This is a genomic window from Synergistaceae bacterium (assembly GCA_012521675.1).
Classification (GTDB): domain Bacteria; phylum Synergistota; class Synergistia; order Synergistales; family Aminobacteriaceae; genus JAAYLU01.
Genome location: JAAYLU010000028.1, coordinates 1 through 13601, shown reverse-complemented (window position 1 = coordinate 13601; position 13601 = coordinate 1). Strand labels below are relative to the sequence as shown.

Below are 13601 nucleotides of genomic sequence, written 5' to 3'. Positions count from 1 at the left end.
CGCGCCGATGGCGGTTCCGTAGGCCTTTCCCTCTCTCCGCTTCTTCTCGTAAAGCGCCTTGAACACGGGGTCGGTCTGCGCCGCGACTACGGCAGACATCCAAAAGGCCCTCCTCAGAGAGGGAGATCCGCGCTTGGAGATTACGATTTCATTCGGCCAATAATCTTGTTATTTCGATTTTCAACGCCGGGAGCTTGTTAACCGCAACATCCCACACTATCCTGTAGTCCACTCCAAAGTAATCGTGGATCAATCTGTCCCTCATTCCGGCCATTTTTCTCCACTCTACCTCTGGATGCTCGGACTTGTATTCCTCGGTTTCTCCTCCGCGATGTGCAGCAAGTACTCACGATGCGACATTGTAGCTCTCGACTTCCTCCAGCACCCTGGGCAGAATGTGAGGGCTCATGCCCTCCCGCGTGACTATCTCGACCCTTCTGCCCATCAAGTCCTCCAGAAGAAAGGAAAGCTCCATGAAGTTGTCGAAGGTTCTCTTCCCCTCGGCGAACTCCACGAGAAGGTCGACATCGCTGTCGTCGTTCTGATCGCCCCTTGCGAAGGATCCGAACAGGCCGACCGTGATGACTCCGAGCGCCGCCAGGTCTTCTCTTGCTCTATCAAGGCCCTCGAAAATCGACTCCTTGTCCTTGACCGGTTCACGAATCCGCACTGTCGTCCCTCCTTCCTTCAAAGAACCCCAGCCCTAGCTGCGCCGTTCATGGTCCTTTCCGAATTGTACCATCGCTCGCTCGAATAGACCACATGATGCTTTATGAAGCCTCCCTTGACAACCGGAGGATGTGATTTACAATGTAAAGCGCAAGGGGGTGGCGACATGGCGACTATCACGCTTCGGATGACGGAGGAGGACGCTAAGCTCATCAGGCGGTACGCGGAAATGACTGGTACAACGGTGTCTCAATTCGTCCGCCAGGCTGCGTTGGATCGAATAGAGGACGAGTATGACCGGTCGGCCCTTACGAGGTACCTGGAGGTCGTCAAGCGAGGAGATTTTATCCCCTACGGGGAGGCGCGCCGAGACTGGGAGTTGGAATGATAAAGTACCGAGTAGAAATCGACCGGGCGCTCGCACGCCGGATAAAGAAGCTGGATCGACAGGTTAGAGAGTTATTGGACAGGTATATCAGCACGCATCTTGAGGGAACGACGGAGCCGAGAAGATACGGGCGTCCCCTGGCGGGCGGCCTGGATGGGTTATGGCGGTACAGGATCGGCGACTGGAGGTTGATAGTGAAGATAATCGACGACAAGCTGCTGATATTGGCCCTTGAGTTCGACCGGAGAGATGTAGTATACAAGCAATGAAGGGTATGAGGACTGGAGGCGGGAATAATGGTCAGAGAGGTGCTTCTCCTCGGCGATCCTCTTTTGCGCAGGAGGTCGGAGCCGATTGCAGACTTCACCGACTCGGCGCTGAGGGAGGAGATGAAAGACCTCAAGGAGGCGCTTGAGCGGTTTCGCCGCGAGCACGGTTTTGGAAGGGGGATCGCGGCGCCTCAGATCGGGATCGCGAGGCGGATGATCGCGCTTAACTTGGGGAGCGAGACGTTCGTCATAGCGAACCCGGAGATCGTCCGCAGAAGCGAGGAGACCTTCACGATGTGGGACGATTGCATGTCCTTCCCCGACCTTCTGGTGCGCGTTCGCAGGCACGTGTCGATAGATGTGCGATACATGGACGAGGACGGGGCCGCGAGGGAATGGACGGACATCGACCGGGCGAGGTCGGAGCTGCTTCAGCACGAGACAGATCATCTGGACGGCATCCTGGCGACCGACAGGGCCATAAAGCCGGAGGAGATCATCTACAGGTCAGAGTACGAAAAGCACAGGAGCTTCTACGACGAGCAGGTTGATTAGATGGAGGCTTCTTCGGTAAGAAAAGCCGCCCCGGTCATCACGAGCCCTAGGGAAGGCGGCCAGAAACATGCCGCCCAAGCGATCGACACGAACGGAAAAAACGCCCGTTCGGTCGTCTGCTTGTGTCATCCCGAGGCTGTTTCGTCGCCGAGGGATCTGGGGGAACGGTGGCACCAAGTCTAGATCCCTCCGGCGCTTTGCGCCGTTCGGGATGACAAAAGAGGCCGTTGGCCGTTCGGGATGACGTAAGCAGGCGACAGGCGAAGCACAGCAAGCCTTCCGGCAGTTGCGTGCCGGAGGCTTCGCACTGTCGATCGCTTATGCGGCGTGCACCTGGCCGCGAAGCAGGCGACAGGCGAGGCGAAGCGAGCCTTGTCGTTCGCTTGTCCCGAGGAGCCTCAGGCGACGAGGGGTCAGACAGGCGACAGGCGAAGCACAGCGAGCCTTGTCGTTCGCTTGTCCCGAGGAGCCTCAGGCGACGAGGGGTCAGACAGGCGACAGGCGAAGCACAGCGAGCCTTCCGGCAGTTGCGTGCCGGAGGCTTCGCACTGTCGATCGCTTATGCGGCGTGCACCTGGCCGCGAAGCAGGCGACAGACGCGTTCGTCATCCCGAGCGTAGCGAGGGATCTCGCTTCGAGTTGGCTTCTAAGCAAGATCCCTCCGGCGCTTTGCGCCGTTCGGGATGACAAAAGAGGCCGTTGGTCGTTCGGGATGACAAAAGGGGCCATTGGTCGTTCGGGATGACTGGTTTGTTACACAACAAAGCCCCCTGGCCCTAAGGCGGGGGCTTTGTTCTTGATCGGCTTAGACTGTTTTTTCTACCTCAGGAAGTCCACCAGGGTGGGCTGGACTATCTTGGCTATGACGGCCAGGCTGGACTGGTAGACGGCCTGGGCCATGGCGAACTGGGTGCTGGTCTCGGCCAGGTCTATGTCGGAGACCTTGCTGTACAGGTCGGTGACGTAGACGTTGTTCTGCTTGAAGCGCGCCTGGTTGTTCTCGTAGCGCTTGAGGATGGCGCCGCCGGATGTGCGGCACTTCAGCAGGTTGTCTATGAACTGGTCCACCTGGCCCAGCATGATATCGCTTAGTCCCTCCCGGTCCTCTGCCGCCACGGAGTTTGCGAGGTTGCCCATCACGTCGAAGAAGTCGGTCCTCCTGGTGTCGGAGGCTGTGCGGACGACTACGTTCTGGGTATAGCGGGCGGATGGAGAGCCGGCGCGGGGTGTCGTCGTTGTCTCGCCGCCCGTGAGGAGAGGTTGGGCGGTGCCGCCGACCGTAATTCTGTATCCCCTGGGCGAGGTGAGCACGAGATAGCTATTTCCGCCGTCTTCGACCAGCTGAGCCTTGACGTCCTGCCCCTGGAAGCGAGCGTTTATCGCGGCCACGACGTCCTCTATATCCGTCGTACCGTCGTCGTTGCTGTCGAAGATGGCGTTCAGGTCTATCGTGTGGCTGTATCCGTCCACTGTTATCGTCAGCAGGTTGTTGGCCAATGCTCCGTCCGGCGCCCAGCCCGAGACGTCTGTGTCGCCGCGGATGGCGTTGTCGATGTGAACGGTACGGGCCACATTTCCGGTGACATCAAATATGGATATGGGCGCGCCGTCCTTGGCGGCGATGTTCAGCATCACGTCGTCCGTCGCATTAGGCTTGTCCGGGTCGAAGTAGGCCACATCGAGCCAGCTACCAGCAGCCTTGCGTATCTTGTCGGCTACTGTTACAGGGTTGTCTCCGGCAGAGATGTCCACGTCGACCGTGCGGCCGAGCGACTCTATCCGTATGGTGCCCGCCGTCAAAACCGTGCCCTCGGAGACGGGCGTGCTCGTTATCCCGGATGCCAGACCCATCTGCATCGCTATCCCCGCAGTGTACGAGGGCGTCCAGGCAGGATCTCCTATCGGCAGATCGATTATCCTGAGGGCCTCGCCGTTCTTGGCGTAGATGGAGACCTGCGGGTAGGTGGCTGTCGCGTCCAGGGCGGTCCAGGCCAGCAGCTCCTCCCCCGCGGCCGAGTTGACCTGTCTGACTATCTGGTCCATGACCTTGGCCTGATCGGCCACTATCGTCGGGGCCGTGGCGTCGATCGCGACGTCCTCCGGGTAGAGCTTGACGGCGAACTGCTTGCCGCCGACCGTGACCTGCACGCGAGCGGCCATGTTCCTGTCCAGGCAGAGGAAGTCCGGGAACTGAACCTGAACGTGCTGCCCTCCCGTGCTGTGGATCGCGGTGGAGAGGCCGAGGTCCATCGCATGGTTGGAGGTATTCCTGTCTATGACGATCAGAGGCTCGTTGTCCTTGGGGCGCAGTATCAGCCTCTTCGTCATTTCCTCAAGGTTCTCGCTGGTTCCCAAGCCCATCTCTGTGTGGTCCTCGTGAACGACGACCTCGAGCCAGTCGCCAGCGACCTGTCTGATACGCTCGGCGAGCTGGTCTATCGTGAGGGTGCCGCCCCCGTCGATTTTGAGCTCCGACACGTTCTTCCCGCTCTCGAAGCGCAGGTGCAGGTCCGTGGCGACGTTGAAGGTCTCGCCGTCCGCGAACTGACGGCTCTTAAGCGTCGTCTCCATCCCCATCAGGGTCGAGAAGTCTATGTGGCTGTGGTCGACGGGCCTCTTGGACTCCTCTGAGGCGAGAGTCACGACCGGATCGGCGGGAGCGGAGACGAATATTTCCCGCGCGCCTTCGGTCAGGTCCATGTGGAACTGGAAGTCGACCTTGGTCGAGCTGACCACCAGGCTGACGGGTTCCGTCAACGGATCCCCTGGCGACAGTCGAGCCTCTATCCCCTGGACGGTCGAGTTGATCTTGTCCGCGATATCCTGCAGGGTATCCCCTGCGACGACGTCGATCGTCTCGTCCAAGCCGCCTGGGACGTAGATCCGTAGCGTCCCGTCGTCGTTCGCAGTCCATGCCGTCAAGCCCTCCCCGACTATGCTCTGCGTCTGCTGCAGCCTGTCGGTCTCGGGCCAGCTTGTAACCTGTATCGGCTCGCCTGTGTGGCTCTTGAAGACGAGTCGCTGGGTGCCGTTGTTGTAGTCCTTCTGCACGCTCACGGAGATCAGGCGGCTGACGTCGCCCATGTCCATGCTCTCCTCGATCTGCTTGGCTATGTCGTCGAGGGTGAGGCCGCGCACCTCGCCATGGTCGCGGAAGCGGTTGTAGTCAGTAAGGTCGACCCTGCCGTTTATGTTTCGGTCGACCCAGTCCTCGGTCAGGTGGACCTTGACAGCTCGGTCGCCGACCTTGATCTGAACTATCTCGTCTCGCCCCTTCCACATGAAGTCTATCGGGACCTCGACGCTGGTGAGGGTGTTGGAGACGTACTCCAGCGGGAAGACCTCCCGCCCGTGGAAGCTGACGTTGCCGACCACGCCCCGCTCGACCTCGTACTGTACCTTGCCCGTGTTGCCGTTGTAGACTATGTTGCCGAGGGGGTCCTTCTCGAACGGGCGCACGCCGGTGGCCAGGCCGGAGAGCAGAAACCGCCCCTCCACCGAGTAGTTGGCGATGTTGCGCATCTCCTCCTGCAGCTCCATTATCTCGTCTGCTATCGCCCTGGTCTCGCCGGGGCCGAGCGCGCCGTTGCCCGCGTAGATGGTGAGCTCTCGTATGCGGTGAGCCACGTCCATCATCTGGTTGAAGGCCGCGTCGGTGTTGGCCAGCCAGGTCATGGCGTCGTCCTGGTTGCGTATGTACTGGTTGTTCTCGAACAGGGTCGTCTGAAGCGCAAGCTCCCTGGTCACGTCTATCGGGTGGTCGGAAGGACGCGAGTGTTTCTTGCCCGTCGCCAGCTTGTGCTGAAAGTCGAGCAGCCGTGAGAGGTTCCTGTGCATGTCCGAGAGCATCAGGCTCTGGACCATTACGTTGGTTACTCGCTGCATGACCGGTACCTCCTTACCTGCCCACGATGCCCATGCCGTTGATGATCCTGTCGAGCATCTCGTCTATGGTGGTTATATAGCGGGAGATGGCGTTGAACGCCTGCTGGAACTTGATTATGTCCATCATCTCCTCGTCCACGTTCACTCCCATTATCGACTGCCTCTGGTTGTCGATCTGGGTCACCAGTGTGTTCTGGTTCTTCAGCATGGTCTCCGCCCTCTGGGCCTGCGAGCCGAGGCTGGCAATGAAGGCCTCGTAGAAGGTGTTGAAGTCGGAGCTGCGGCTCTGCAGCACCTTGGACTGCTTCAGCTGCGCCATTCGCAGCGCGTTGCTTCCGTCCCCCTCGCCCATCGTGTAGCCGTGCCCGTCTCCGCTTGCGGCGGCTATCAGGCTGCGGTCCTCGTCGATAGCGCGGGCTATGGAGAGGCTGCGGCTCGCCCCGTACAGGCCTGATATCGGGGTGAAGAAGGCCACTCCCGTGGAATGGGAGTTCTCGCCCATGCCGTGCCCGGCGTAGTGCAGGGCGTTCATCTCGCTCGCCAGGGTGAAGGCTATCTCGTCGAAGACGTCGAGGAAGTTCAGGACTACGTCGTCCCTGGCCTCCAATATTCCCTTGATAGCGCCGCCCTTGACGTGATGGCGGACCGTTATGCTGGCCTGCCCCGTCCCCTTCAGGTCCAGGCGTATTCCCTCCGAGACCTCCTCCATTGTCGTGGCGGAGTAGTCGTTCTTTACCGGGACCGGTCGTGCGTTCCGGAAGGCGTTGCTCTCGGAGAGGTAGAGCTTTCCGTCGAAGGTGAAGGCGGCGTCGCGCGACACTGCAAGGAAGCTGGAGCTGTCGTCCGCTCCGTTCAGAAAGCCGAGCCTCTTGGCTATCTGCAGATTGCCCGCCCTGTCCCCCATCACGTTTATCCGGTGCGCCTCGCCCGAAGCGTTGCTCTCCAGCACCAGGTAGTAGGTGTCCGTGGCACGGTCCAGCTCTATCGACGCGTGCAGCCAGTCCTCCGGCCTGTTCAGGTCTCCGGAGGTGGTGTAGGCGCTGTTTATCTTGTTGCGGATGGTCTCCAGCGAGTCCTCCTCCGTCACTTCGATCGTGATGATAGGGGCGTCGTTGGCTATCCCGAGCACGGAGGCCAGGTCGCCCTTTATGTCGACTATGGAGAGAAGGTCGTCGTCGATGCCCGCGAGCCCTACCTGGTTCTCACCCGAGTTAATCGAGACCACGACGTTGGGGGCGAAGCCTCCGAGGGCCTTGTGCAGATCCTTCAGCGCGAGGTCCTCCCCGGTCGAGAAGCCCGAGAGGGCCCCGTCGACGGAGATGTCCCAACGGTTATCCGCCTGGTTCCACGACACGTTTATCAGTCGCTCGACGTCGTGCGCAGATACCCTGAAGATGTACTCGTCGCCCGGCTTGCCCCCCTCCAGAACGATCCCGTTGCCGGGGGGATCCGCCGTGAATATGGACGAGGACACGCGAGTGCCCTGGCTGCCGATCTGCAGCCTGAAGGCGCCGCTGAGGTTGAGGGCCTCCGTCTTCGTCTCCGGCTTGACCCTGTCCGGACAGTGAGTCTCCCCCAGGCCCAGCGACCAGTTGTTCTCGGTGGCCAGTCGCTTCACGTGGACAGTGTGGATGGCCTCCGGCGCGCCCTGCTCGACGGTAGCGTGCAGCACGTCCGTGTTGGAGACTACGTCAAAGAGGTTGTCCTCCACCTGCACGTCGTAGAAGCCCCTGTTGCCGGGCACGTCCACGAGCACCAGGTGCCGGGTCTGCTCCCCCTGCACCAGCAGCTTGCCGTGGAGGTCTATCTTGAACTCGCCGTCCCCCTCGAGGCACGGCGGGTTGACGTCTATGTCGATGAACTTGGCCAGCTTCTCCACCAGCAGGTCGCGCCTGTCCATCAGGTCGTTCGGGTTGCCGTGCGCCGCCTGGACTTGCGCTATGGTCCTGTTGAGCGCGGCTATCTGCTCGATTATGGTGTTTACCTCCTGGACCATCAGCTTTACCTCTCGGTTCATGGCAGTGCGGTACTCGTCGTAGTTCATGACCAGCTGGTCCAGGTAGACGGTCAGGTTCTTGGTCTTCTCGACTATCTCCTCGCGCACGCTGGAGCTGTCCGGCCTCTTGTGCAGCTCCTGCAGCACGCCCCAGTACTCGTCCAGGGAGGTCTTGAACCCCTTGCCGGCCGGCTCGTTGACGTATACCTGCAGCGCATCCATGGCTCGGTCGATCTGCTCCCAGTAGCCCTTGACCGTGTTCTCCTCGCGGAACTGTATGTCCAGAAAGGCATCGCGGAGGCGGACTATGGCGTCTATCTGGACGCCGGTGCCGATCTGCCCGGGAATCGCCGGGCGGTTGAGCCCCGGCTCGGTGAAGGGGCGCGTGGTGGAGGCCTCCACCCTCTGGCGGGAGAAGCCCTCCACGTCTGCGTTCGAGATGTTGTGACCGGCGGTCTCCATCCCCCTGCGGAAGTAGTCGAGGGCGCGTCGCCCCATTTCAAGGCCGAAAAAGCTGTTCAACATGGGGTGGTTGCCTCCTTATCCTTTGAAGTCGTAGCCGGAGCGGGATGAGGGGTACATGCCCTCCAGCCTCCGCCACTCGGCGGCCATCATTCCGTTGAGGCGCTGGTTCTCCTCTACCAAGGAGGAGAGGATGAATATCTCGGACTGCAGCGCGTTCACCAGGAGGAGCAGTTCGTCGGCCCTCTCCCTCAGCGGGGAGGCCTCCTCCTCGGGCAGGCGGGCGCAGATGGCGCTGATGTTTGGCTCGCACCCGAGGGCCCTGGCAAGCCCTTCGGCCTCCCGCCTGCGGCGCTCCTCGGCGGCCTCGGCCGCGAAGCCCGCGGACTGCTGCTCCTTGAAGATGTCCTGTAAAAGATCGAGGCGCCCCTCTTTGAGCGCCTCTCTCTGTCTAACGGTAGCATCACCGAGCCTGCGCAGGACGATGGCCTGCTGCGTCAGCGCTTCCGCCAGAGAGTCGGCAGAGGGCACGGTTAGTCCTTCTGGTCCAGCAGTCCCGCGTTTATCAGGCTTCGAGCCACGCTGTTCAGGTCGGGTGAGTAGGTCCCCTCGGCGATGCGTTTTTTGAAGTCGTCTACGAGCTGTTCCCGCACGTCGGGGATCTTCTTCAGCTCGGCCGAGGCCTTGGCCAGTTCGACCGCGAACGAGCTGAACTCCGCGCCGTCCCCCCTGACATCCCTGGCAGGGGAGGGGCGGTCCCTCTTCGATTTCAGTTTGCCTGCGGCGGTTGGTCCGTACACGCCGGAGATCTTGTCAAGCATAGTTATCACCCCAGTGGGAGAGTTTCTTCACTTCATATCAGTTATCGGACGGCGTCGACGGGCTCTTTAGCCCCCCCCGGCACATACGTCCACGTCATGGCGCTTTCCACGCGACCGCCTCCCCGACCGACGGCCCCGGCGGCCCTCAGCAGGGTCGTTCCTGTTGTGGAGACGTCGTCCACCAGGACCACCCTCCTCCCCGAGATACCGCGCTTCACCGTGCGAAACACGTCCGCGGGCATCATCTTGCGGTCCACGAGGCCGAGCGACGTCTGGGCCGCTCGCCTCTCGCTCCATGCCAGCCCGTCCAGCACCGGAATGCCCCACACCGTCCCCGCGCCCTCGGCGATGGCCGCCGACTGGTTGAACGATCTCTCGCCGCCCCGGTGGAGCGGTATGGGCACCAGCAGGTCCGCGTCCGGCCTTGGGAAAGTCTCCGCGAGGGCACGTCCCATGGCCTTTCCCAGCGACCTGTCTCCTCCGTACTTGAGGGCCAGCACCAGCTCCCTCATGACTCCTTCGTGCTCCCCGCCGGAGGAGAGCGACAGTCCCCCGAGGTCGATCGGCATGGGCGGTTCGAGCAGCCGCCTCAGGCAGAGCACGCACGCGCTCTCGCCTACCGAGCCGCAGAAGGGGCAGGCGACGGGCCACAGGAGGTGCGAGGCGAACCGTGCCAGCTCCTCAGGAATACTCAATCGGCCGCCTCAGCAGCATCAGGGCGTCCTCTCTCTGCGTGAAGCCGTGAGGTGTCAGGAAGGGGGCCAGCTCGGTGGTGTAGGTGATGATGAGCGGTATCTCCCTGATGGCCGGGTGGTCGAGCGAGTAGTCGATCAGGGCTGTTCCCACCCTCCTGCCCTGGTGGTCCGGGTGAACCATTATGTCCCACAGGGACGCCCGGTAGACGAAGTCCGTCAGAATGCGGCAGAAGGCCGCCAGCCGACCCTCGTGGCGGACGCTGAAGCACATGGACGTCCCGGCCAGCATCCTCTCGATGTCCTCGACCGAGCGGCTGCGCCCCCAGCGGGTGAACCGGTAGAGATTCGCAAGCTCCTGCGCTGTTATCGCATGCTTGCTGTCGTAGAAGAGGTAGCCTCCGTTCACTGGCACTCCTCCAGCCCGCCGTGGGCGACCAGCGCCATTCCGCGGACTATTGCGCGGAGGTCGGACTTCCTGGCGTCGGCGGAAACAGGGAGCTGAACCACCTGCCCTGTGCCACATTCGGGGCAGATCCACATCGCGCGGGCCATTCCGTCTATGTCGGCGGTCCCCGCGATCACCTTGGTCTCGCCGCAGACCTGGCATGCGACTATCAACATTTATCATTCCTCCAGCGGTTCATTTGTCCCTCCGGCGGGGCTCAGCCTTATCGCAACCCTCACCGGGCCCTCCGTGTGAATGTCCTCCGCGGCGGTTATGTCTATTCTCATAGGGCCGTCGGCCTTGGAGAGCTGGTCGACCGCCTCGAAGAACTGCGCTCCGTCCAGGGTACCCACGTCGCCGGTGACAGGGTCGGGCTTGATCTCGTCGGCTACCGCCCTCCTGTTGACCATGCGCAGGATCAGGTGAAGCTCCGTCTCCGCGTTGATCCCCTCGTAGGGCTGTATTATCCGGGACAGGAGGAGCTCGCCTTTTCTATAGACAAGCACGCTGTCCCGCACCTCGTAGACCACGCGGATGTCCTCTCCTAGAACAGCGTTGGCCTCGGCGATCGTCCTGACGAACCTCCTGATCGGTTGGTCCGAACATTCGCCGATCCGTTCGGACTCAGTCTCCAGGTCGACGGCCAGGACAATGTCCGATGTCGACTGACCGGTGCGGGCGGCGACCACGAGGGCGGCCCTGCGGCGAAGCTCCTGGAAGATTCTCTCTGTCTCACCCCTGGTGCTCATCGGCTCTATGGCGGCCTGGCTCAATGTCTCGCGGGCGAAAACGGCGATTCGTCCGCTGCGCATCTGGACCAAGCCCTTGCGAAGCTCCTCCGCCTCCTCCTTCAGCTCCTCAACAGAGCGGGACAGGGCGCTCTTCTCCTGCTCGATCCTCTCCTTCTCCGCCCGGACCAGGGAGAGCTCGCTTCTCGCCTCGTCGAGCATCGGGGAGACGCTCTCCAGCTCGGACTGGACCTCGGAGAGCATCTTTTGCTGCTCCTGGAGCCTCGTCTCGCTTCCAGCCAGGTTCATGGCCGCAAGCTCCGCCTCGTCCCTGCTCTTCTGCAGGTCCCTGGTCAGTGTCTGGAGCTGTCCCTGGAGGAATTTCATGCTGAAGAGGGCCGTGCGGACGTTGTCGGAGATTATCGTCATTGTGACGAGGATGGCGATGGATATGAGGGCGCCGGTTATGGCGGTTATGACGCGGCTGGTGTCGCGGGGACGAAGGCCCAGCAACGATATGCGCCTCTTTCCAAGGCGCATGCCGAGCACGTCTCCGAGGTAGGCAAGCACGCCGCTCAGCACCACCAGGGCGAGTATGAGGCCCCAGTTCATGTCCGACCAGATTTGGATCTGCATTGGCTCTCCCCTCGCTGTCCCTCCGGCGGGAACTATTCGTCTCCTGCTGCGATATTACATTATAGCAGGTCCGGGAATGGATTTTCGGATAATAAGGAGAGTATCTTGTCAGCCCGGTGCAGCTCGCCCTGGTTCATGCCGGGACACTCGGCGGCGGTTTCGTTCCACTCCTCCTCGGACTCGAGCCGGCTGGGCCAGAAGGGAAAGAGGCTGCACTGAAGGGGACGCACCGGGTAGATGGTGCAGCGCGCACTTTTAGCGTCGAAGAATATGCAATCGCCGTTGCCCCTCTCTCTGAAGCTTCTCGCGCCCCAGCGGGAGGTGACGTACCTGCGACGAAAGTCTTCGACCTCAAGCGACAGGAAGGAGGAGATCTCCTCCTCCTCCTTCAGCGTAAAGTAAATAGCCCCGGGCGCTCCCCTGCAGCAGCGGCCGCAGCCCAGGCAGGTGAAGCGAAGTCCTTTATCCCACCACACCTGTCATTCATCCTCGTCCTGGTCCTCTAGGTGGACCACCAGCTGTTCGTACAGCACCCGCCACATCCCGGACCCGCCGTCCTTGGCCAGCTGCTCCGCGGACATCTCCACCGCCAGGTCCTCCAGCGGGCCGAAGGCGCGCGACTCGCGGCCGCTTATGGCCCGGGCGTTGGCGTTCATCTTCTTCCACAGCTCGGCCAGGAGGATGGACTCGAACTGCTGGCAGGCCTCCTTCAGCCTCTCCCTGTCCTTGATGCCCTTCAGCTCTTTCTTGATCTTCGTGACATCGGCAGTGGAGGGCACGAACGACGCGAAACGGGGCTCCATCTCCATCTACATCACCACCAGTTCTCCGTGCAAAGCACCGGCCTCTTTTATCGCCTGGAGTATCGCAATCACGTCGCGCGGGGAGGCCCCCACGGAGTTAAGCGCGTCTACAAGCTCCTCGACCGTGCTGGTTGCCTCCAGCGCTATGAACTGCCCAAGGGGCTCCTCCACGTCCACGTCCGTCCTTGGCTGCACCGAGGTGGTCCCCCTGCTGAAGGGCGCCGGCTGCGACACCTCCGGGCTTTCGGTAACCCTGACAGTGAGGCTTCCGTGGGCTACCGCCACAGCCCCTATGCGGACGTCGCCCCCCATGACCACCGTGCCGGTTCGCTCGTTGACAGCCACCCTGGCCGCAGTGTCCGGCCTGACCGACAGGGTCTCCAGCTTGGCCACGAACGACGCGGGGGAGTACTCGTACTGAGGGGGCACGCTTACCGCGACCCTGCCTGCGTCTATCGGAGCCGCTATGCTCCCGAAAGCGGAGTTTATCGCGCTTGCCATTCTCTCGGACGTGGTGAAGTCCGGGTTCCGCAGGAGCAGGTTTATCTGCCTGCCCGCGGTGAACCTCGTCGGGACGTCCCTCTCGACTATCGCACCGCCCGGGATCCTGCCGACCGTGACGATGTTCTTCGTCATCGCCCCGCCGGCGCCCTCCGCGACGAATCCGCCCACCAGCAGGGGTCCCTGCGCCACGGCGTAGATGTTGCCGTCCGCCGCCTTCAACGGCGTCTGCAGCAGTGTGCCGCCCTGCAGGCTCTTCGCGTCTCCCATCGCGCTGGCAGTGACGTCTATCGTCTGCCCCGGACGGGCGAAGGCGGGGAGCTCCGCGGTCAGGGTGACCACCGCGACGTTCCTGCTGCGCACCGCCTTGTCGCCGACGGTTATGCCAAACTGCCCCATCATGTTCCGGATCATCTGCACGGCCATCGCGCTTCTGTCCCCTGTCCCCTGCAACCCCATAACAAGGCCGAGCCCGACGAGCTGGTTGGACCGGACCCCCTCCACGTCGGCGAGGTCCTTTATCCGGACGTCCGGGTGGCTCGCGGCCAAGGAGCAAGAGGCCAGCAACATCAGCAGGAGGGTCGTCGTCGCGATGCGTCGAATCCTCATATCCCCTCTCGCCCCCTTAGAACAGGGCCTGCATGATCTGGGTCAGTATGCCGGGCCTCTGCAGGCGGGAGATAGTCCCCCGGCCCTTGATGTCTATCTCCGCGTTGGCGACCAGGTCGCTCCTGATCCTGTTGTAGCT

Annotated in this window: 18 protein-coding genes; 3 read left to right on the top strand and 15 right to left on the bottom strand. The window is 62.0% G+C overall.

Annotated features, from left to right (window positions below):
• The 3 genes from GX181_03645 to GX181_03635 form a co-directional block, all read right to left on the bottom strand.
• Window positions 1-147, bottom strand: a 147-nt coding sequence (locus GX181_03645; GenBank protein ID NLM71042.1) for an IS110 family transposase, incomplete at its 3' end; no start/stop codon positions are given.
• Between the two features lies 1 nt (window position 148).
• Window positions 149-274: a DUF86 domain-containing protein gene (locus GX181_03640; GenBank protein NLM71041.1), complete on the bottom strand. Its 126-nt coding sequence runs from the start codon at window positions 272-274 to the stop codon at window positions 149-151.
• Window positions 275-346: 72 nt separating this feature from the next.
• Window positions 347-634, bottom strand: a complete 288-nt coding sequence (locus tag GX181_03635; GenBank protein ID NLM71040.1) for a nucleotidyltransferase family protein — start codon at window positions 632-634, stop codon at window positions 347-349.
• 201 nt (window positions 635-835) lie between these two features.
• Here GX181_03635 and GX181_03630 point away from each other — a divergent pair, with 201 nt between their 5' ends.
• The 3 genes from GX181_03630 to GX181_03620 are packed head-to-tail and all read left to right on the top strand — an operon-like array spanning window position 836 to window position 1881.
• Window positions 836-1057, top strand: a complete 222-nt coding sequence (locus GX181_03630) for a ribbon-helix-helix protein, CopG family (GenBank protein NLM71039.1) — start codon at window positions 836-838, stop codon at window positions 1055-1057.
• Window positions 1054-1326 (top strand): type II toxin-antitoxin system RelE/ParE family toxin, encoded by a 273-nt coding sequence (locus GX181_03625; protein NLM71038.1) that lies wholly within the window; start codon window positions 1054-1056, stop codon window positions 1324-1326. Before GX181_03630 ends, GX181_03625 begins: the two co-directional genes overlap by 4 nt.
• A gap of 27 nt (window positions 1327-1353) precedes the next feature.
• Window positions 1354-1881, top strand: a complete 528-nt coding sequence (locus GX181_03620; GenBank protein ID NLM71037.1) for a peptide deformylase — start codon at window positions 1354-1356, stop codon at window positions 1879-1881.
• Between the two features lie 819 nt (window positions 1882-2700).
• Here GX181_03620 and flgL read toward each other — a convergent pair.
• The 12 genes from flgL to GX181_03560 all read right to left on the bottom strand — a co-directional run.
• Window positions 2701-5766: a flagellar hook-associated protein FlgL gene (gene flgL, locus GX181_03615; GenBank protein NLM71036.1), complete on the bottom strand. Its 3066-nt coding sequence runs from the start codon at window positions 5764-5766 to the stop codon at window positions 2701-2703.
• 13 nt (window positions 5767-5779) lie between these two features.
• Complete coding sequence (gene flgK / locus GX181_03610) at window positions 5780-8287, bottom strand: flagellar hook-associated protein FlgK (GenBank protein NLM71035.1); 2508 nt, start codon at window positions 8285-8287, stop codon at window positions 5780-5782.
• A 15-nt stretch (window positions 8288-8302) separates the two neighbouring features.
• Window positions 8303-8755 (bottom strand): flagellar protein FlgN, encoded by a 453-nt coding sequence (locus GX181_03605; protein NLM71034.1) that lies wholly within the window; start codon window positions 8753-8755, stop codon window positions 8303-8305.
• A 2-nt stretch (window positions 8756-8757) separates the two neighbouring features.
• On the bottom strand, window positions 8758-9045 hold the full coding sequence (gene flgM / locus GX181_03600) for a flagellar biosynthesis anti-sigma factor FlgM (protein NLM71033.1): 288 nt from the start codon (window positions 9043-9045) through the stop codon (window positions 8758-8760).
• A gap of 41 nt (window positions 9046-9086) precedes the next feature.
• Window positions 9087-9740: a ComF family protein gene (locus tag GX181_03595; GenBank protein NLM71032.1), complete on the bottom strand. Its 654-nt coding sequence runs from the start codon at window positions 9738-9740 to the stop codon at window positions 9087-9089.
• Window positions 9727-10146 (bottom strand): GNAT family N-acetyltransferase, encoded by a 420-nt coding sequence (locus tag GX181_03590; protein NLM71031.1) that lies wholly within the window; start codon window positions 10144-10146, stop codon window positions 9727-9729. The genes GX181_03595 and GX181_03590 overlap by 14 nt, the downstream gene beginning before the upstream one ends.
• Complete coding sequence (locus GX181_03585) at window positions 10143-10361, bottom strand: alcohol dehydrogenase (protein ID NLM71030.1); 219 nt, start codon at window positions 10359-10361, stop codon at window positions 10143-10145. Before GX181_03585 ends, GX181_03590 begins: the two co-directional genes overlap by 4 nt.
• Window positions 10362-10364: 3 nt before the next feature.
• Entirely contained in the window at window positions 10365-11549 is a 1185-nt protein-coding gene (locus GX181_03580; protein ID NLM71029.1) for a DUF3084 domain-containing protein, read from the bottom strand.
• Window positions 11550-11608: 59 nt separating this feature from the next.
• Window positions 11609-12025: a YkgJ family cysteine cluster protein gene (locus GX181_03575; protein ID NLM71028.1), complete on the bottom strand. Its 417-nt coding sequence runs from the start codon at window positions 12023-12025 to the stop codon at window positions 11609-11611.
• 3 nt (window positions 12026-12028) lie between these two features.
• Entirely contained in the window at window positions 12029-12358 is a 330-nt protein-coding gene (locus GX181_03570; protein ID NLM71027.1) for a hypothetical protein, read from the bottom strand.
• A complete protein-coding gene (locus tag GX181_03565; protein ID NLM71026.1) occupies window positions 12359-13462 on the bottom strand; it encodes a flagellar basal body P-ring protein FlgI in 1104 nt (367 codons plus the stop codon).
• A 16-nt stretch (window positions 13463-13478) separates the two neighbouring features.
• A partial coding sequence (locus tag GX181_03560; GenBank protein ID NLM71025.1) for a flagellar basal body L-ring protein FlgH occupies window positions 13479-13601 on the bottom strand: 123 nt, incomplete at its 5' end.